At 57.9% G+C, this 17,990-nt stretch carries 17 protein-coding genes; 4 read left to right on the top strand and 13 right to left on the bottom strand.

Annotation, left to right across the window (positions count from 1 at the left end):
- Positions 1-41: 41 nt before the first annotated feature.
- The 8 genes from coaE to JUE30_RS08270 all read right to left on the bottom strand — a co-directional run bounded on the left by coaE (position 42) and on the right by JUE30_RS08270 (position 10,039).
- A complete protein-coding gene (coaE, locus tag JUE30_RS08305) occupies positions 42-638 on the bottom strand; it encodes a dephospho-CoA kinase (RefSeq protein WP_203624451.1) in 597 nt (198 codons plus the stop codon).
- A complete protein-coding gene (mutM, locus tag JUE30_RS08300) occupies positions 635-1,483 on the bottom strand; it encodes a bifunctional DNA-formamidopyrimidine glycosylase/DNA-(apurinic or apyrimidinic site) lyase (RefSeq protein WP_203624450.1) in 849 nt (282 codons plus the stop codon). Before mutM ends, coaE begins: the two co-directional genes overlap by 4 nt.
- Positions 1,484-1,506: 23 nt before the next feature.
- Positions 1,507-4,143: a DNA polymerase I gene (gene polA / locus JUE30_RS08295; protein ID WP_203624449.1), complete on the bottom strand. Its 2,637-nt coding sequence runs from the start codon at positions 4,141-4,143 to the stop codon at positions 1,507-1,509.
- 389 nt (positions 4,144-4,532) lie between these two features.
- Complete coding sequence (locus JUE30_RS08290) at positions 4,533-5,246, bottom strand: Bax inhibitor-1/YccA family protein (RefSeq protein WP_125755393.1); 714 nt, start codon at positions 5,244-5,246, stop codon at positions 4,533-4,535.
- A gap of 135 nt (positions 5,247-5,381) precedes the next feature.
- Positions 5,382-6,692 carry a UDP-N-acetylmuramate--L-alanine ligase gene (gene murC, locus JUE30_RS08285; RefSeq protein WP_203624448.1) on the bottom strand — a complete coding sequence of 437 codons (1,311 nt, stop codon included), beginning with the start codon at positions 6,690-6,692 and terminating at the stop codon, positions 5,382-5,384.
- 23 nt (positions 6,693-6,715) lie between these two features.
- Complete coding sequence (locus tag JUE30_RS08280) at positions 6,716-8,905, bottom strand: DNA translocase FtsK (protein WP_203624447.1); 2,190 nt, start codon at positions 8,903-8,905, stop codon at positions 6,716-6,718.
- Positions 8,906-9,067: 162 nt separating this feature from the next.
- Positions 9,068-9,718, bottom strand: a complete 651-nt coding sequence (gene ytpR, locus JUE30_RS08275) for a YtpR family tRNA-binding protein (protein ID WP_125755387.1) — start codon at positions 9,716-9,718, stop codon at positions 9,068-9,070.
- A gap of 3 nt (positions 9,719-9,721) precedes the next feature.
- Entirely contained in the window at positions 9,722-10,039 is a 318-nt protein-coding gene (locus JUE30_RS08270; protein ID WP_125755385.1) for a thioredoxin family protein, read from the bottom strand.
- Positions 10,040-10,151: 112 nt separating this feature from the next.
- Between JUE30_RS08270 and JUE30_RS08265 the strand changes: the two genes are divergently transcribed.
- Positions 10,152-10,454, top strand: a complete 303-nt coding sequence (locus tag JUE30_RS08265; RefSeq protein ID WP_125755384.1) for a hypothetical protein — start codon at positions 10,152-10,154, stop codon at positions 10,452-10,454.
- A gap of 118 nt (positions 10,455-10,572) precedes the next feature.
- On the opposite strand, the gene trmB is transcribed toward JUE30_RS08265, so the two are convergent.
- The 4 genes from trmB to JUE30_RS08245 form a co-directional block, all read right to left on the bottom strand.
- Positions 10,573-11,232, bottom strand: coding sequence for a tRNA (guanosine(46)-N7)-methyltransferase TrmB (trmB, locus tag JUE30_RS08260; RefSeq protein WP_125755382.1), 660 nt, complete (start codon positions 11,230-11,232; stop codon positions 10,573-10,575).
- 55 nt (positions 11,233-11,287) lie between these two features.
- Positions 11,288-12,055 carry a phosphotransferase family protein gene (locus tag JUE30_RS08255; protein WP_239061389.1) on the bottom strand — a complete coding sequence of 256 codons (768 nt, stop codon included), beginning with the start codon at positions 12,053-12,055 and terminating at the stop codon, positions 11,288-11,290.
- Positions 12,056-12,140: 85 nt separating this feature from the next.
- On the bottom strand, positions 12,141-13,361 hold the full coding sequence (locus JUE30_RS08250; protein ID WP_203624446.1) for an ABC transporter permease: 1,221 nt from the start codon (positions 13,359-13,361) through the stop codon (positions 12,141-12,143).
- Positions 13,361-14,092: an ABC transporter ATP-binding protein gene (locus JUE30_RS08245; RefSeq protein WP_203624445.1), complete on the bottom strand. Its 732-nt coding sequence runs from the start codon at positions 14,090-14,092 to the stop codon at positions 13,361-13,363. Before JUE30_RS08245 ends, JUE30_RS08250 begins: the two co-directional genes overlap by 1 nt.
- An 86-nt stretch (positions 14,093-14,178) precedes the next feature.
- Here JUE30_RS08245 and JUE30_RS08240 point away from each other — a divergent pair, with 86 nt between their 5' ends.
- The 3 genes from JUE30_RS08240 (at position 14,179) to JUE30_RS08230 (ending at position 16,062) form a co-directional block, all read left to right on the top strand.
- Positions 14,179-14,610 carry an HIT family protein gene (locus JUE30_RS08240; protein ID WP_125755376.1) on the top strand — a complete coding sequence of 144 codons (432 nt, stop codon included), beginning with the start codon at positions 14,179-14,181 and terminating at the stop codon, positions 14,608-14,610.
- Positions 14,610-15,044 (top strand): YtxH domain-containing protein, encoded by a 435-nt coding sequence (locus JUE30_RS08235; RefSeq protein ID WP_125755374.1) that lies wholly within the window; start codon positions 14,610-14,612, stop codon positions 15,042-15,044. Before JUE30_RS08240 ends, JUE30_RS08235 begins: the two co-directional genes overlap by 1 nt.
- Before the next feature lie 106 nt (positions 15,045-15,150).
- Entirely contained in the window at positions 15,151-16,062 is a 912-nt protein-coding gene (locus JUE30_RS08230; RefSeq protein ID WP_203624444.1) for a peptidylprolyl isomerase, read from the top strand.
- A gap of 94 nt (positions 16,063-16,156) precedes the next feature.
- On the opposite strand, the gene JUE30_RS08225 is transcribed toward JUE30_RS08230, so the two are convergent.
- Entirely contained in the window at positions 16,157-17,794 is a 1,638-nt protein-coding gene (locus JUE30_RS08225) for an alpha-glucosidase (protein WP_203624443.1), read from the bottom strand.
- Positions 17,795-17,990: the final 196 nt, after the last annotated feature.

Below are 17,990 nucleotides of genomic sequence, written 5' to 3'. Positions count from 1 at the left end.
TTCATTTTGATACTACATTATACCACGGGGCAATTTAACAATCACCGGCTCAAGTGGGCCAACAGCTCCTCGACCTGCTGCTTGCGCACTGCCGGCCCTTGCGAGTTATCGATCAAAAAGTCCGCACGCTGAATCTTCTCGCTAAGCGGCAGCTGCGCCTGGATGCGCGCCTGGGCTTGCGCCTGAGTCAGCCCGTCGCGGGCCATCAGCCGCTCAAGCTGCATGTTCGGCGGCAGCGTCACCACGGCCACCCCGTCAAAACTGTCTTCGTAATGCGTTTCGTACAGCAGCGGGATCTCCCCCACCACCACCTTGGCCGCAGTCGCCTTGGCCGCGGCCAGCGCGTCTTCAATGGCGGCCCGCAGGTACGGATGGTCGATGGCATTCAGCTGGGCAAGCTTTGCGGCGTCGTTGAATACAATGTCGCCCAGTGCCTTGCGGTCGAGCGACCCGTCAGACCGGATCACACCGGGGCCAAACGCCGCTTCGATTTTGCGTAGCGCCGGGCGGCCAGGCTCGACAATTTCGCGCGCGACCTCGTCGGCATCCACGACCGGACACCCGTGCCGGCGAAACTCGCCTGCCACGGTACTTTTACCGGTGGCAATCCCGCCGGTCAATCCTAAAACATACGTCATCTTACCTTGCGCTTCCTCAGTTTCTGACAGTGGGAACAAAAGTGTGTGCCCCGCTGGCCCACTTTGATTTTGACGATCGTCGTGCCGCACCGATCGCAAGGCGTCCCTTCACGGTCGTAAACGTGCAACTCATCCTGCATCGCCCCGCGCTTTCCAGTCGCGTCCACAAACGAGTGAACGCTGGTGCCGCCAAGCCGGATCGCCTTTTGCAGCTCGGCGATAATGTTATCATGCAGCAGCCGGGCTTCTTTTTTGGTGATAGTCGAAGCCGGCTGGGCCGGGTGCAGCTGGCTGAGCCACAGGCTTTCGTCGGCGTAGATATTGCCGACCCCGGCCACCACAGTTTGGTCCAAAATCACCGACTTGATCGGCGCCTTGCGCTTGTGAATCGTCTGGTAAAATGCAGCGGCGTCAAACGTTTCCAGTGTCGGCTCCGGGCCCATTTTGGCCAGGCCTGGCACCACGGTTCCTTCGCTGCCGGTCTTCACCAGCTGCATGCGGCCAAACTTGCGCATGTCCAAGTACCGGAGCTGCGATCCATCCGTGAAGGTCAAGGCAACGTGCCAAAACCGTGGGGCCGGATCATCCTGCCTGAGCGCCAGCTGGTACTTGCCTTCCATACGCAGGTGCGACACCAAGGTCACGGCGTTGTCAAAGCGGATCAGCAGGTATTTGCCCCGCCGGTCAATCTGGTCAATGGTCGCGCCTTTCAGCACTTGATTAAAGTGAAAAACGCCGCCGATCAGGATTTTCTCCCAGTCGGTCGTCACCTTTTGGACCGTTTTGCCGACGATCAACCCCGTCAGGCCGAGGCGCACATTTTCAACTTCTGGTAGTTCTGGCATTAGACCGGGCCTTCCTCATCTGTTTATTTGGCATCAAACCAGGTGTTGCCGTAGTGGCTTTCCACCTTCAGCGGCACGTCCAGCGCCACTGCCGAATCCATCACCTTAGGCACCAGGGCGGCGAGTTGGGCCATTTCCTCAGCGGGCCCCTCAAAAATCAGTTCATCGTGGACCTGCAGCAGCATGCGCGACTGCAGGTGATGCTCATCAAGCATTTGCTGCATACGGATCATCGCGACCTTGATGATGTCGGCCGCACTGCCTTGAATCGGCGTGTTCATCGCGGTGCGCTCGGCAAACTGGCGCAGGTTGAAGTTGCGTGAGTGGATGTCGTTCAGATAGCGGCGGCGGTGAAACAGCGTTTCGACGTAGCCTTTTTCGCGTGCAGTGGCAACCATCTTGTCCATGTAATCGTGGACCTGCGGGTACTGGGCGAAGTAGCCGTCGATGAAGGCCTTGGCTTGCGGGCGCGTGATGCCGATGTTCTTGGCCAGCCCAAAATCGGAGATGCCGTAAACGATCCCGAAGTTGGTGGCCTTGGCCTGCCGGCGCATGTCCGGGGTGACCTGATCCGGCGAATCCAGGTCAAAAATCTTCATCGCCGTGTTGGCGTGAATGTCGCGGTCCTCTTTGAAGGCCTCTTGCATATTCTTGTCACCGGAAATGTGCGCCAACACGCGCAATTCGATTTGCGAATAATCGGACGAGAAAATCTGCCAGCCTGGCTGGCTCGGCACAAAGGCCTGGCGCACCTGCTTGCCTTCATCGCGGGCCGGAATATTTTGCATGTTCGGGTCAACAGAAGACAGGCGGCCCGTCGCTGTCAGCGTCTGCAGATAGCGAGTGTGGATCTTCCCATCAGGCAGCACGGCCTTGAGCAAGCCGGCCACATAAGTCGACTGCAGCTTGGCCACGGTGCGGTAGTCCAGAATGTCCTGAACGATTGGGCTGGCGGATTTCAGTTGTTCCAGCACATCGACCGAGGTCGAATACCCGGTCTTGGTTTTTTTGATCACTGGCAGGTTGAGTTTTTCAAACAGCACCTCGCCCAGCTGCTTGGGCGAATTCAGGTTGAACTTGAGCCCGGCCTCACCGTAAATCTTTTCCTCGAGAACATGCATGGTGCTCGTCCACTGGTCGCCCATTTCGGTGAGCTTGGGCTGATCCAGCACGATGCCGGCGATTTCCATGCGCGCCAGCACCTTGGCCAGCGGCATTTCCATATCAGCAAACAGCTTAGTCTGATCCTGGTCGTCGAGGTCCTTCAGCAGGTGCGGCCGCAGCGTCAAAATGGCCTGGGCCTTTTCCGCAAAGTGCGTGAACAGCTTGGCGTCTTCGGGCACCTGGCGTTTGGCCCCTTTGCCATATACATCTGCGTCCAGCGGCAGCGTGTAATCGTGGTCCTCGGCGATTTGGCCGAAGTCGTTGCTGTTTTGATCCGGGTTCAGCAAATAAGACGCCAGCAGGACGTCGAACCCGATTTTAGGCAGCTTGAGGTCCAGCCGGTTGGCCGCCACCAGGTTGCGCTTGGCGTCGAACACCGCCAGCTCGTGGCTCGCCAGCCAGCTTGACAGCGGCTTGAGCGTCAGCAGCGTCACATCAGCCGAGACAAAAGTTTCGTCTTTTGTGCCGATGAAAAAGCCAATCTGCGGCGACACATGATAGTTGTCGTCAAGCATTTCAATTTCAAACGCCACCGGCAGATTAGTTTTGGGCAGCTGATCCAAATTCGCGTCGGTCAGCACGACGTAATGCAGGTTTTTCTTTGGCTCCTCAGCGGCATCCCCGGGCAGCTTTTTCAGCGCCTGGCGCATATCGAGGCGCGTGTACAGGTCGCGGAGCTTTTCAATGTCCGGCCCCTTGTAGGCAAGGTCATCCAGGCCAATTTCGATGGGGGCATCTTGATCGATGGTCGCCAAAGTTTGGCTCATGATGGCCTGGTCGTGGTCATTGATCAGGTTCTCCTTCATTTTGCTTGGCTTCAGGTCATCGATGTTCTTGTACAGGTTATCGATTGAGCCGAACTGGTGGAGCAGCTTGAGCGCGGTTTTCTCGCCGACCTTGGTGACGCCTGGATAGTTGTCAGACGTGTCGCCCATCAGGCCCTTGAGGTCGATGATCTGCTTGGGCTTCAGGCCCATGGTGTCTTCAATGTGCGCCGGCGTGAACGGCTCCAGTTCACCGACCCCCTTGCGCGTCACCTGAACCGTAACATTGTCGGTCGCCAGCTGCGTCAGATCGCGGTCGCCGGTGATGATGTCGGTGTGCCAGCCGCGGGCCTCGGCCTCGCGGGCCAGCGTCCCGATGATGTCATCGGCCTCGTAGTCCTGCAGGGCGTAGTGACGAATGCCGTGGTCCTCCAGCAGCTCATTGATGTATGGCAGCTGCTCGATGAACTCTGATGGCGCCTTTTGCCGCTGGCCCTTGTAGTCATCGAACATCTTGGTACGGAAAGTTCCACCGCTTTTGTCGAACGCGACCAGCACGTGCTGCGGCTTGAACTCATCCATGACGTTGTCGAGCATGTTGTTAAAGGTCATCACCGCATTGGTGTGAAGTCCGTCCTTGTTAGTAAACCGGTCCATCTGCGTGTACATCGCGTAAAACGCCCGAAACGCGAGCGAGCTGCCGTCGATCAGCAGTAATTTTTCTTGTGCCATAGCTGCCTCCTGTTCTGGTCTTTATTATAGCAGACCCGCTCTGGGATTTTTTGGCAGACAAAAAGCCTTACCATGAAGGCAAGGCTTTGTTCTCAATCGGGCTCCGGTCAACAACGGTCGAGTATCTAGCTACGCTTAGCCCTTCACCCGCTCTGCAGGCAAAAGCCCAAGCTAGGCTAGCTGTCGACCCAAAACCGTTGAACTGCGCACCTTGGTTTAAATCGGGCTCCGGCTTGGCAGCTAACGCATGTCACCCTGTAACTCGCTTTGCTCGTACAGGCTGATCAACGCCCGAGCAGCTAGCTACGCCTAACGCCTCGCCGCCAAAAGCAGCGGCAATGCGTTAGGCTAGGCTAGCTGTCGGGCTAAAACCGCCAAGCCTGCGCACCTTAGTTTCTGTTTGAACTCCCACCGAACAACTGCAGCAGGACCAGGAAAATGTTCAGGAAATCCAGGTACAGTGCCAACGCACCCTGAACCGCCAGGCTGTTGGTGTTGATTGTGTAGCCGCCGCGGCTGTCCGCGGTCAGATAAATCTGCTTGAGCTTTTGCGTATCAAACGCCGTCATCACGATGAAGATGATCAAAATCGCGTAACTGATCAGGTACATCAGGCCGGTCGACCCCAAGAACATGTTGATCAAGCTCAGCACGATCACGCCGATCAGCGCAGTGAACGCCATCGACCCCGCGCGGCTCAGATCTTTCTGGGTCGTCCGCCCGACAATGGACATGGTCAGGAAGATCACGGCGGTCGTCAGAAACGAGATCGCCACGATCGACTGCCGATACGACATCAAAATAACCGTGAAGGTGACGCCGTAGCTCGCCGAGATCAGGTAGAACATCAGGCTAGCGTATGCCGAATTGGCCTGTGCACGCCGGCTGCTTACCCCGAACGACAAAATGAATGGGAGAAAGATCAGCACGTAGAACATGATCGGGTGGGCACTGATGAAGCCGACGTACTGCGGGAGAAAGACTGTCCCGAGCAGATACGATATCACCGCCGTCACCAGCAGCCCCAGCCCCATGGTGGAATACACCTTGTTGAAGAATCTGGTCATCCCAGAATCGTTGACCACTCGTCGTTCTTCTTGCATGTAATCATTCCTTTCAGTTACCTAACTTGGCTCTATTATAACAGAATCAAAGGGCAATCAAGTTGGACTTTAGTCTGAGTTCGCGCCGTGTCACATTGGGCAAAAAACACCATCTCAGTCGAGATGGTGTCCATGCTACTTGTTCAGCAGGTCTTTGAAGGCCGTTTCGTACTTTTGGACGTCGCCGGCGCCCATGAAGACCAGCACACCGTCCTTATGGTCCAGCAGCGGCGACACGTCGTCCAGGTGCAACACCTGGCCGCCCTTTTGAATCTTGGCGACCACATCCTCAGCCGAAACCGAGCCGGAGGTTTCCCGCGCGGAACTAAAGATTGGCGTGACGAAAACCGAATCGGCTGTGTTCAGGACCGCGGCAAATTCGTCAAGGTAGGCGATGGTCCGCGAGAAGGTGTGCGGCTGGAACACCGCCACGATTTCCTTGTTCGGGAACTTCTGCCGCGCCGCATCCAGTGTCGCTTTGATTTCGTTGGGATGGTGCGCGTAGTCATCGATGATGACCGTGCCTTTGACATCCGTTTCGGAAAAACGCCGCTTGACGCCCTTGAAGCCGGCCAGCTCGCGTGCGATGTAGTCAGGGTTTAGCCCTTCGGCATCGCTGACCGCCACCACGGCCAGCGCGTTCAGGACACTGTGCTCGCCAAACAGCGGCACGAAGAAGTGCCCGATTTTTTGGCCGTCGTGGTAGGCGTCAAAGCCTGAGCCCTCGGTGGTCCGCTCGACGTTTTTCGCCTGATAATCATCTTCATCGGACAGGCCGTAGTAGTAAATCGGCACTTTGGCCGTCAGCTTACGCAGCCACTTGTCGTCGCCCCAGGCAAAAATGGCCTTTTTAACCTGGCTGGCTTCCGTTTCAAACGCATCGTACACGTCTTCGATCCCGGTGTAGTAATCCGGGTGATCGAAATCGATGTTCGTTGCGATGAGGTAGTCCGGGTGATAGGCCAAAAAGTGCCGGCGATACTCGTCCGCCTCGAACACGAAGAACTTCGAGTCCTTGGTGCCCTTGCCGGTGCCGTCACCGATCAAGTACGAGGTCTTGTCGATGCCGCTCAGCGTGTGAGCCAACAGCCCGGTGGTTGAGGTCTTGCCGTGGGCGCCGGCAACGCCGATGCTGGTGTAATTTTCCAGCAGCTTGCCCAGGTACTCGTGATACCGGAAAAATGGCAGGCCCAGCTCCTTGGCGCGGCGCACTTCGGGATGCTCGTCAGTGAAGCTGTTGCCGCAAATAATGGTGTAACCCGGCTTAATGTTGTCCGCGTCAAACGGCAGCATCTTGATCCCGGCAGACTCAAGCCCGCGCTGGGTGAAGGTGAACTGCGTGATGTCAGAGCCCAGCACTGTGTGGCCCAAATCGTGAAGGATCAGTGCCAGCGCACTCATCCCTGAACCTTTGATCCCGATGAAATAATCGATTTCCTCTGTCATTGTCTGTGTCTACCCTTTCAGCTTCAGCCGGCGTCATGAGGCGTCGGCAGATCTTGTTTGTTAATGTACACGTCGCGCGGCTTAGCGCCATTTTGCGCGGATATGTAATGACGGTCAGTCAGCTCGTCGATGAGCTTGGCTGCCCGGTTGTAGCCAATGCTAAACTGGCGTTGCAGCGCCGAAGTCGAGACGGTATCAGCCGCCGCCACATATTTTAGCACTTGTGGGAACAAGTCGTCCTGCGCTTCGATGGCCTGCGCCTTTTTCACTAACTGGTGCGGGTCAAACAGGTATTGCGGCGGTTGCTGCTGCCGCACAAAAGCGGTCACCTGCTCGAGCTCCGAGTCGATAAATGCGCCTTGCAGCCGAATCGGCTGGCTTGCCCCATTGCCCAGGTACAGCATGTCGCCGCGCCCCAGCAAATTTTCCGCGCCGGCGTGGTCGATGATGGTGCGAGAATCGACCTGGCTGGCCACCATGAACGCGATGCGCGTCGGAATGTTGTTCTTGATGGTCCCGGTGATGACATCCACGCTCGGCCGCTGGGTGGCGACAATCAGGTGAATGCCTGCCGCCCGCGCCTTGGCCGTGATTCTTGCGATGTAATCTTGAATCTCGCTGGCGGCGACCAGCATCAGGTCGGCCAGCTCGTCGATAATCACGACAATGCTCGGCATGACCTGACTGTCCTTACCGTGCTGCCGCGCCAGCGCGTTGAACTGCGCCAGGCTGCGGGCATGCGCTGCCGCCATTTTTTCGTAGCGGCGTTCCATTTCGTCCACGACCCACTTCAGCGCCGCACTGGCACTTTTCGGATCGGATACCACTGGCGCGACCAGGTGCGGCAAGCCATCGTACACGGCCAGCTCCACCGCTTTGGGGTCGATCAACAGCAGGCGCACCTGCTGCGGCGTCGCCTTATACAGCAGCGACGTGATCAGACTGTTGATGAAAACGGACTTGCCCGCCCCGGTTGCGCCGGCGATCAGCCCGTGCGGCATGTTAGCCAAATTGGCGACCACCGGCTGGCCAAACAAGTTCACCCCAAGGGCAATGGTCAGCGGCGACTTCGCATCACGAAACGCCGGCGCCGCCAAAATTTCTTTGAGCATCACCGGCCGCGCCTTTTGGTTGGGCACCTCAATGCCGACCGTGCTGTGGCCAGGGATGGGCGCTTCAATGCGAATATCGCGTGCCGCCAGCGCCAGCTTCAGGTCGTCCTGCAAGTTAGTGATCTTGCTGACCTTCACCCCTGGCGCCAGGCGCAGCTGGTACTGCGTCACGGTCGGCCCCACGGTGCTGGTGACAACATGCGCATCCACGTGAAAATTGGCCAGCGCCGCATCCAGCTGCGCGGTTTGCTTGTCGACCCACGCGCGCTGGGCCGCAGCGTCCGCCTGCACCGGCGGCTTGAGCAGGGACAGCGGCGGCAGCTGATAAGCTGCAAGCTGTCCCTGCGTCTGGGCTGAAGCAGCCACTGGTGGCTCCTCACTGCGCCGCTCGTCTGAACGAGGCTTTTGCCCCGCCAAAAAGCTGCGCACACTGCCGGCCACCGCACGCGGATCCGGCCGCGTCGAGGCCCTGTGCGGCCTTGACGGCGGGGCCGTCTGACTGGCCGCGGGGGTCCTCAGCAGTTCCGACACCGTTGCCGGGACGTGGCCGTCCGCGGTTTTGACCTGCGTCAACGGTGTGGTTTGAGCAAGTTCGCGGTCAACCGTCTGCGGATCGATATCAGCGGCCAGCGGCGTTTCTGGCTCGTCTTCTGGATGATCATCGGCTGGTGCGGCGGATTCAGTCACCCGTGCTGCCCGCGTCTCGTCGCGTTGCGGCTGCGTGTCCGTTGTGGTGGTCGACGCAAGGGCTTCACGGGACCCAGCAGAATCGTCATTTGCCGAGCTCAAGTCATCGGCGTCTTCCGCTTCTGGCGCCGGCTGCGCCCATGGCGCGTCTGCGCTGCCGTCATCGAGCACGTACAGCCGGTCAGGCGCCACCGTCAGCGCCTGCACAATTTTCAGGTAATCCACCTGGTCCTCGCGCTTGCGTTTGGCCACACTGTCGGGCGTGACCAGCGCGTCCATTGGCGCCACAGTCAAATCAGACTGCGGCGTGGCGGGTTTGGCTTCATGGTGCCGCAGGCCGCGGGGCGGCAACGGATACGCCGCCGGTTTGGGCGATTCTGGCCGATGAAACACTGGTCCGTCATAATGTGCCATGCCTTCGCCCCTTTCCAAATCGTTTCTGTGCTTATTTTAGCATACGTGCACCGTGAATCAGCCGGCCCTCATGAAAATGAGCGGCTTTATTTTCACGCCAACGCGACAATTTTTCATTGCCGAGCCAAATCAAAAACGGCCCTCCGAGGAGAGTCGTTGACTTTAGGCTTGGGCCGCAACCACGGCTTCGGCCTTTTTGAAATCGAACGGGGTGCCGGCCGGAATGCTATCCGGCATCAGCAAGATCCCGCGCTTGTTGGAGGCGCCGGGAATCCCGAGCTCCTTGGCTGAGCTCAGCATGCCATCACTTTCGACGCCCATCAGCTCGCCTGGCCAAATGATTTTGCCGTCCGGCATCATTGCCCCAGGCAGCGCCGCCACGACGGTTTCGCCCAGTGCCGCGTTCGGCGCGCCGCAGACGATCTGCTCCTGGTGGGTGCCAAAGTCGACCTTGGTGATGTGTAAGTGGTCGGACTTTGGGTGGGCCTTGAAGTCGATGATCTTGCCGATCACAAACTTCGGGGTGTCTTCAAGCGGCAGAGCGCCTGGCAGGCCGGCCGCGGTAATGGCGGCGTTCAACTGACGGCGCGCGTCCGCATCCAGCGTGACCTGACCTTGGCCCGAGACGCTCACAATGTCGCTCACCTGGAAAAAGTTGAACCCGAGCGGCTGGCCCTGCTGGTCGTAGATACCGGTGATGTGCTCTGCCGACTTGACGACTTCATCAGCCTGATCTGGGGCCAGCACCGCGATCAGCGTGTCGCCCCAGGCGGTTTGGTTATAACTAGTGATCAAAAGAAGTTCCTCCCTGATGACCTAGGCCAAGCCAGAGATGAAGTCCTCCACCTGCTGCTTAGTCTTGCGGTCTTTATTCACAAAGCGGCCGATTTCCTTGCCGTCTTCAAACGCGATGAAACTTGGGATCCCCATCACGCCCATTTCTTGTGCGACCTTAATGTTATCATCACGGTCGACCTTGATAAAGCGGTAGTCGGAAAAGTCCTTCTCAATTTCTGGCATGGCCGGCTTGATGAAGGCGCAGTCTGGGCACCAGCCGGCGGTAAAGAACAGCATCTGCTTGCCTTGGCCCTTTGCGGCTTCCAGAATTTCAGCATCATTTTTAAATTCTTTCAATGTGAGCGCTCCTCGCTAACTTTTAATAAGGATATTATACAAAGTTCTCGCTCAGATAGCAATGCACGCGCGACAATTTTCCGCTATACTGAGACCCAAAAGGAGCGCCGCCATGAAAAAATCGACCGCATGGTGTGCCGGCCTGCTGAGTCTCAGCGCGCTGGCCGCCGCTTACACCTATCTCAACCATGTTTACTGGCACAAAACGCTGCCGAACAAGTTATTCCGCCGTGTGCAAACAGAGCTGGCCGAACCCAGCAGCATCACCGGTGGCTGGATCGACATGAACCCTGACGCCAGCCTAGTTGACGGCAAGCTGCTGGCGAGCTACCGCGGCGGAGTCACGACCACCTCTGGCACGTTTCACTTCACCGTCGCCGAAACCGGCAAGCTCGTCCACCTCGACCGGATCTAGTGCGCAAGCCAAAGTTGACTTGTCGGGTTCCATAAGCAACGCGCCTGCACTGCGATTTAGAAAATCAAATCGCAGCGCAGGCGCGTTTTGTGCTTTACGCTAAAAACCGCTTGATGGCTCAGCCTTTTGCTTTGGCCTCAGGAAAGCGGGCCAAGAGCTCGTAGATGCGGCCGCCGCGGCTGGCAAATTTGTGCTCGTACTCGGTTTCCACGTTGTCCTGGACCCGGCGGTCGTGATGCAGATCCAGCGCAACCAGCTCAAACGTCAGACCGTAGTTGTTCATGCTGACCAGGGAATATTCAAAAAAGCCCTGGTTATCCGTTTTGAACTGCAGCTGCCCGCCGGCTGGCAGAATCGCCTGGTACTGCGCCAGAAACGTCTTGTAAGTCAGACGCCGCTTTTCGTGGCGACTCTTGGGCCAGGGATCGGAAAAGTTGAGGTACAGCCCGGTGATCTCCCCTGGCGCAAAGTACGTCGTCAGAGCCGCGCCATCGCCAAGAATCAGCTGCAGATTCGGCAGCTTCAGTTCAACTTGTTTGCGCAGGATATAGGCGATGGCAACCTCCTGAATCTCCAGCGCGATGAAGTTGCGATCCGGGTGCAGCTTCGCCATTTCGGTGATGAACTGGCCTTTACCTGAGCCCACCTCCAAAAACAGCGGCTGTTCTTGAGCAAAGCGTGCCTGCCACTTGCCAGGCATCCCCTCTGGCCGCACACTGATGTACTCCGGGTGCTGTTCAATGAGCGGCGCCGCCCATGGCTTATTTCTTAATCGCATAAAATACTCCTTTTCAAGGCAAGGACCGCGCAACGCGTGCGCGGTCCTTTTTTGGCTATAGTTGGCTGAGCTGCTGCAACTGCGTCAGCGCGTTGTTCATCTCAGTGTAGCGCTGCGCGGTGTACTGGGCAGCGACCTCGTGCAGCAAGTGCAACCGCCCGTACCAAACGATGCGGGCCAGGAGGTCATCAGACAGCGGCGTGCCATACGCCGCCAGCCACTTGGCCCACTGGCTGCGGGGCACGTAGTTGATCAGCACCACGCTGAGGTCAAACGCAATGTCGCCTAAACTGGCCTGGTCCCAGTCAACCAAGTAAAGCTGTTGAGAATCGGACAGCAGCCAATTCTTGTGGTTCAAGTCGCCGTGGCACACCCGCAAAGGCGCAGCGGACGGTAAGGTCTGCAAGGCCGCAATGGTCGCCTGCATCAACGGGTGCGTACGCAGCGGCTGAGGCACCTTAGCCACGTACTGGTCGAATAACTGGCGCGGGGTTTGCGGCGCACCGCCGACTTTTTTCAGCATGCGCCGCAAAAGCACCGAGTTATGCACTTTCGCGAGCAGCTGGGCGACCATCGGACTGTTCATCTGCTCGCGGGTCAGCGTGCGGCCGTTGACCCAGTCCTGAGCGGTCAGGACGTCGCCGGTGGCAATGCGTTTGGTCCAAATCAACTTGGGGGTGACGCCCTCAACCGATAAGGCCGCCAAAAATGGGGACGCATTGCGTTTTAAAAAGAATTTCTCGTGTGCGTACACGCCCATGAACGCACCACCGGTCGTGCCGCCAATCGGCTCCAGCGACCAGCCGGGTTCCAAATCGAACAATGCCGCTGCCTCCTCCGACAGCCCCAATCAGGCTACAAAATTTTTCGAATCATAAAGTCATCTTACAGAACCGATGCGCCCGCGGTCAAGCCGGCATCAACGGTTTTTTCCGCAGGCGGTACGGCAAGTACCAAAAGGCGAATAAAACCGCGACCAGCAAGGCGCCGGCGCCGGCCCATAACGCGACCACCCAGTGGCCGAGCGCAAGCGGGCCGGCCGTCAGGACCAGTGCGAACACCACCAGCAGCACAGCGGTCAAGTGCTGAAACGCCGCGCGCTGCTGGCTGGCGGGCACGGGGTAAAGCCGCGCCATCACCATTTCCGAGTACGCAAACGCGAGCGGCAGCAGCTGGAACCCCACCAGGTACACCAGCAGGCCAGCTACCAGCGCCGCCAGCCACCAGACCTGGATCAGCGCCAACACCACCGCGCCGACGATCACCAGCCGCACCCACAGGCCCAGGTACGTCGTCTGGCGCAAAAAGCCGCGCAGGTAAAGGTAAGCCCAGGTGTGCGCCGGCGTCTTGCGCACCAGCGGCAGAAAAATGTCCAGCCACTTGCGGCGGTGCACGCCGGAATTCAGCCCCGGCACATCAGTGAACAGGTTGTAAAAGCGGTACAGGCGATCCATCCGTTTGGCCTCGCTGGCGTTCAGGCTCAGCCAGTCCAGCGTCGCCGGCTGAAAGTGCCCAGCCAAAACGACCCAGCGAAAGATCAAGTCCAAAGCCAGGGCAATAATCATCCCATAGGCCGGGTGCAGGAACAGCCCCAAAGTCAGCGCGGCAAACGCGGCGACGAACAGCGGAAAGCGGCTGACCCACGCCGGCCGCTGCACCCCGTAATGCTCGATCAGCTGCAGCCACAGGTCCAGGTCTTTGAAGATCAGCAGCAGCGCCCCTAAGGTGATGCCGCCGCTGAGCGGATCGATGTTCAACACCAGCAGTAGCGGCACACTGGCCGCCGCCCCCAGCGCCAGCACGGCGCTTGGCAGCAGCAAGGAATACCGCCGCGCTTTGAACAAGTACTGCGCAAACGCGCTGGTTTGCGGCAGCAGGAACGTGGCGTCCGCGGGCTCGCTCAAGCTGGCCAAGCGACCAAAGCTGAGCAGCGCGGTCAGGACCAGCGCCAGGGCCGGCCGCAGCCACCAGCTTGGCATCAGCTGCCGTACCCACTGGCTGTAGCCGTAAAGCAGCGCGCCGAACAGGATCAACAGGATCAGGACAAAATGATCGTTGAAGACGAGCCGCAAATACTTGAATTGCGTTTTTTGATGCCGCCTTAAGCGGGTTTGCCAAAGCTTTCGCATCAGTGCTCCTCCGTCATGGCCATGTAAATGGCATCCAGACTGGCGTCGGCTGCGAGCTGGAAGTCCTCGCGCAGGTGCGCCATGTCGCCGGTTGCGCGGACCTGCCCGCTTCGCAGCAGCACGAACTGATCCGCGTACTGCTGGGCCGTGGCCAGAATGTGGGTGGACATCAAAACCGACGCCCCGGCGGCCTTTTTGGCCTGCACCAAATCGAGCAGGTCATGCACCGCCAAGGGGTCCAGGCCGGTGAATGGTTCGTCGATGATGTACAGCTTGGCGTTCGTCATGAAGGCGGCGACGATCATCACCTTCTGCTTCATCCCCTTGGAAAACTTCGCGGGGAACCAGTCCAGCTTGTTGTCCAGCCGGAACTTCTTGAGCATGTCCTTGGCCCGCGCCCACGCCTCGTCCTTATCCAGCGAGTACGCCATCATGGTCAGCTCCAGGTGCTCGCGCAGCGTCAGCTCCGAGTACAGCACCGGCGTCTCCGGCACATAGGCGATCGCCTGGCGGTAGCCGTCCGGGTCTTCGGCCAGGGTCTTGCCGTCAATGGTGATCTGGCCCTTTTGCGGGGTGAGCAGCCCGATGATGTGCTTAATCGTGGTCGACTTGCCGGCCCCGTTCAAGCCGATCAGCCCGACAATGGTCCCGTCTTCCACCGTGAAATTCAAATCCTTGAGCACCTGCAGGTTGCCATACCCGCCGGTGACGCGTTCTAGCGTCAGCGTCATGCCCAGCCTTCTTTCTTTGTACTCAGACTAATAGTTATATGATAGCATGGAAGCAGATTAAACGTTGATGAAAGAGGGAAAAGAACATGGATGAAAACTGCATTTTTTGTAAAATCGTCGCCGGTCAGATCCCCAGTGTGAAAGTCTACGAGGACGACCAGGTCCTGGCGTTCCTGGACATTTCACAGGCCACTGCGGGCCACACCTTGCTGGTGCCGAAAAAACACGTCAAGGACATTTTTGCCTACGACGAGGCGCTGGCCGAGGCGGTTTTTTCACGGGTGCCAAAGCTGGCGCGCGCCATCAAAGCCTCCGACCCGCGCATCGCGGGCATCAACATCTTGAATAACAACGGTGAAGTGGCCTACCAAAGCGTTTTCCACTCGCACATTCACCTGGTGCCGCGCTACTCAAAGGAAGACGACTTTTCGATTCACTTCGGCGATCACACTGACGCCTACAATAACGACCAGCTTCAAGCCATCGCCCAAAAAATTCGCCAGGAGGTCCAAGACTAATGCCTAAATTTAAAACTGGTTTTCTGCTCGGTGCCCTGGTTGGCACCTGCTACGTCCTGCTGACCACGAAAAAAAGCGGCCCTGAGCGCATCGAAGGCTTCGCCAATTACTCCAAGGACGTTACCGGCGCCACGCAGGATATGCAGCACGCCGTCAAGCGGCTCGGCAGTGCCCTGACCGACTTGCAAAAGGAAATTAAGGAAACCCTGCAGCCGACCGTCAAGGACATCACCGATGAGGTCAACGATTTTCAGTTCCAAACCGAGGCCCACAGCAAGGCGCTGCAGACCCAGCTCGACCAGATTGCCAGCACGATCGATGACATCAACCGCGACGCCAAAAACGGCGACGCGAAGGCTGCAGACGCTGGGACCCCGACCGCTGACGGCGCAAACGAGCCTTCAGCCAAGGACTCAGACAACGCGGCAGAATAGCCGAAGAGTTTGAAGCTTCTGTGAAGGTCCCCCATCGCCGCCTGGTCTGTGGTATATTAGACCCCGTGCTGTAAATCAAATCACATTGAAAGTGGGCTGTTTATCTATGAAGAAATGGATCGCCGGATTTGCCGGCGTCTTGCTTGCCCTGACTTTGGCGGGTTGCTCTAGCGACAACGCCACCGTCGCGAACATGAAGGGCGCAAAGATCACCAAAGAGGAATACTACAACGAGATGAAGACCTCCAGCAGCGGCGGCGAAGACACCCTGCGGAACATGATCGTCACCAAGGCCTTGGAGCAGCAGTACCCGAAGGCCGCGACCGACAAGCAGGTCACCAAGCAATACAACAAGGTGAAGAAGTCCTACACCGATGCCGGTCAGGACTTCACTAGCGCCTTGGCGCAAAGCAATCTGACCACCAAGTCCTTCAAGCAACAAATCAAGACCTCCTTGCTTTCCGAGGCCGCACTGAAAGACCTGAAGAAGCCAACGCAAAAGCAGCTGAATAACCAGTGGAAGAAGTACGAACCAAAGATCACGGTTCAGCACATTCTGGTCGCCAAGGAAGACACGGCCAAAGAAGTCGTTGCCGCACTCCAAAAGGACAACTCCGCGGCCAACTTCAAGACGCTGGCCAAGAAGTACTCGACTGATACCGCGACGGCTTCAGACGCCGGCAAACTGCCAGCGTTTGACAACACCGACACGAGCCTGGATTCGACCTTCAAAGCGGCCGCGTTTAAGCTGAAGAAAGCCGGCGACTTTACGACGACGCCGGTCAAGACCAGCTACGGCTACCACATCATTCGCGCCATCAAGATCCCGGCTAAGGGCAAGATGAGCGATCACAAGAAAGAATTGAGCGACCAGCTTTACACCAGCTGGGAAAGCAACAACACCATCATGAGCGGCATCATCAAAAAAGTGCTGACCAAGGCGGATGTGTCCATCAAGGATAACGACCTGAAGGACGTGCTTTCCGTCTACCTAGGCTCCAGCAGCTCAGCCAAGTAATCTCGCACCACTACCTCTCTTCTGGAGAGGTTTTTTTTTGCCAAAAAAGCCGCGCCATCAACTAAAGGTTGATGACGCGGCTTTTCGACACGGATCACTGCAGGTAAACTTTCACTTCGTACGGCCGCAGCGTCTCGCCGAGGTCATCCGGGTAGTTGCTTTGCAGCAGCTCGCCGGCTGTGGCCGCGCAAGCCCGCTTCAGGTCGCGGGCCGTCCAGTTGGCCACCAGGGTCAGCGTCTGGCCCTCATAGTGGCGCTGGTAGGCCCAGACCTCCTCGTCATCCTCTGCCAGTGGCGTGAAGTCGCCATACGTGATGATCGGATTGGCAGCGCGCAGCAGGTTCATCTGCCGGTAGAAGTTGAACACCGAGTTTTGGTCGCGGACTTCCTGATCGGCATTGATGGTCACGTAGTTGGGATTGACCATGATCCACGGCGTCACCCCAGCCGGACAAAAGCCCGCGTTGGGCTTGGTCCCCCACTGCATCGGCGTGCGGGCGTTGTCGCGCGAGGCAACCTGCAGCCCGGCCAACATTTGCTCAGGCGTCAGCTCACCTTTCTCATCGACCCATTCGCGGTAGCCGTTCAGGCTTTCGATGTCGCGGTAGTCGCTGAGCTTGGTGAAGCCGGCGTTGTTGGTCATCCCCAGCTCCTCGCCTTGATAAATGTACGGCGTGCCCTGCTGGTAATGGAGCACCGCCCCGAGCATTTTCGCCGAGCGCTCACGAAACTCCGGACTGTCGTTGCCAAAGCGTGAGACCACGCGCGGCTGATCGTGGTTGTTCCAGTACAGAGAATTCCAAGCCTTACCGTCCAGTCCGACCTGCCAGCGGTCCATGATTTTTTTGAGGGTCGTCAGCTTAAACGGATGGTGCACCCACTTGCCGAACTTTTGATCCAGGTCGACCCCGGTGTGCTGGAACTGGAAGATCATGTTCAGCTCGTGCGTGTCAAACCCGGTGTACTCGCGAGCCAGCGCCGGCGTGGTGCCGGGCATTTCGCCCACGGTCATGACGTCGTAGTGGCTGAGGACTTCGCGGTTCATTTCCTTGAGGTAGTCCTGCACCTGCGGCAGGTTGATTGGCGAAGGTGCGTCATTGTCAAAGGTCTTGGGTTTGCCGATAAAATTGATCACATCCATCCGGAACCCGTCGATCCCCTTGTCCAGCCAAAAGCGCATCAAGTCGTACACGGAATGGCGCACCGCGGGCTCGCGCCAGTTCAGGTCGGGCTGCTTTTTGGAAAACAGGTGGAGATAGTACTGCTGCCGTTCAGGCGCATACTGCCAAGCCGAGCCCGAAAAGCTGGACTCCCAGTCGTTCGGCGCGTGGCCGTCGACGGGGTCGGCCCACAGGTAATAATCACTGTATGGGTTATCTTTGCTCTTGCGGCTTTCGATAAACCAGTGGTGCTCGTCGCTGGTGTGGTTGACCACCAGATCCATCACGATCTTCAGCCCGCGGGCGTGCGCGGCTTCAAGCAGCTGGTCAAATTCGGCCATGGTCCCAAAGTCGGGCTGGATCGCCTGATAATCGCTGATGTCATAGCCGTTGTCATCGTTGGGGCTGGCGTAGATCGGATTGAGCCAAATGACGGTCGCCCCGAGCTGCTTGATGTAGTCCAACCGGTCGCGAATGCCCCGCAGATCGCCGATCCCATCACCGTTACTATCCTGAAACGAGCGCGGATAAACCTGGTACACAACTGCTTCTTTCCACCATGCCTTTGCCATAAAGACCCTCCTTACTTCAGTGCAACTTCAGTATAGCGTTTTCTTGGCGATCGGCCGCACTAAAAAACGGCGCTACGATATTTGGAGTTGAAAGGCATCTTGCCTCGAAACTCCTTTTTATATACCATTTTTATGTCTGAGCACACAAAGAGGACATTACACTGTCCCTTGTCTGCTCTCCGACCAAAGAAATTAG

Origin of the sequence: Lacticaseibacillus sp. 866-1, from assembly GCF_016861825.1 — a bacterium.
Classification (GTDB): Bacteria; Bacillota; Bacilli; order Lactobacillales; family Lactobacillaceae; genus Lacticaseibacillus.
The sequence above is the reverse complement of the archived record's forward strand: the minus strand, read 5'-3'. Positions and strand labels throughout refer to the sequence as shown.

Coding starts and splice junctions, on each gene's coding strand:
- JUE30_RS08230 (WP_203624444.1), top strand. CDS start 15,151: ATGAAGAAATGGATCGCCGGATTTGCCGGCGTCTTGCTTGCCCTGACT.
- JUE30_RS08225 (WP_203624443.1), bottom strand. CDS start 17,794: ATGGCAAAGGCATGGTGGAAAGAAGCAGTTGTGTACCAGGTTTATCCG.
- coaE (WP_203624451.1), bottom strand. CDS start 638: ATGACGTATGTTTTAGGATTGACCGGCGGGATTGCCACCGGTAAAAGT.
- JUE30_RS08265 (WP_125755384.1), top strand. CDS start 10,152: ATGAAAAAATCGACCGCATGGTGTGCCGGCCTGCTGAGTCTCAGCGCG.
- trmB (WP_125755382.1), bottom strand. CDS start 11,232: ATGCGATTAAGAAATAAGCCATGGGCGGCGCCGCTCATTGAACAGCAC.
- JUE30_RS08250 (WP_203624446.1), bottom strand. CDS start 13,361: ATGCGAAAGCTTTGGCAAACCCGCTTAAGGCGGCATCAAAAAACGCAA.
- JUE30_RS08235 (WP_125755374.1), top strand. CDS start 14,610: ATGCCTAAATTTAAAACTGGTTTTCTGCTCGGTGCCCTGGTTGGCACC.
- murC (WP_203624448.1), bottom strand. CDS start 6,692: ATGACAGAGGAAATCGATTATTTCATCGGGATCAAAGGTTCAGGGATG.
- mutM (WP_203624450.1), bottom strand. CDS start 1,483: ATGCCAGAACTACCAGAAGTTGAAAATGTGCGCCTCGGCCTGACGGGG.
- JUE30_RS08280 (WP_203624447.1), bottom strand. CDS start 8,905: ATGGCACATTATGACGGACCAGTGTTTCATCGGCCAGAATCGCCCAAA.
- polA (WP_203624449.1), bottom strand. CDS start 4,143: ATGGCACAAGAAAAATTACTGCTGATCGACGGCAGCTCGCTCGCGTTT.
- JUE30_RS08245 (WP_203624445.1), bottom strand. CDS start 14,092: ATGACGCTGACGCTAGAACGCGTCACCGGCGGGTATGGCAACCTGCAG.
- JUE30_RS08290 (WP_125755393.1), bottom strand. CDS start 5,246: ATGCAAGAAGAACGACGAGTGGTCAACGATTCTGGGATGACCAGATTC.
- JUE30_RS08240 (WP_125755376.1), top strand. CDS start 14,179: ATGGATGAAAACTGCATTTTTTGTAAAATCGTCGCCGGTCAGATCCCC.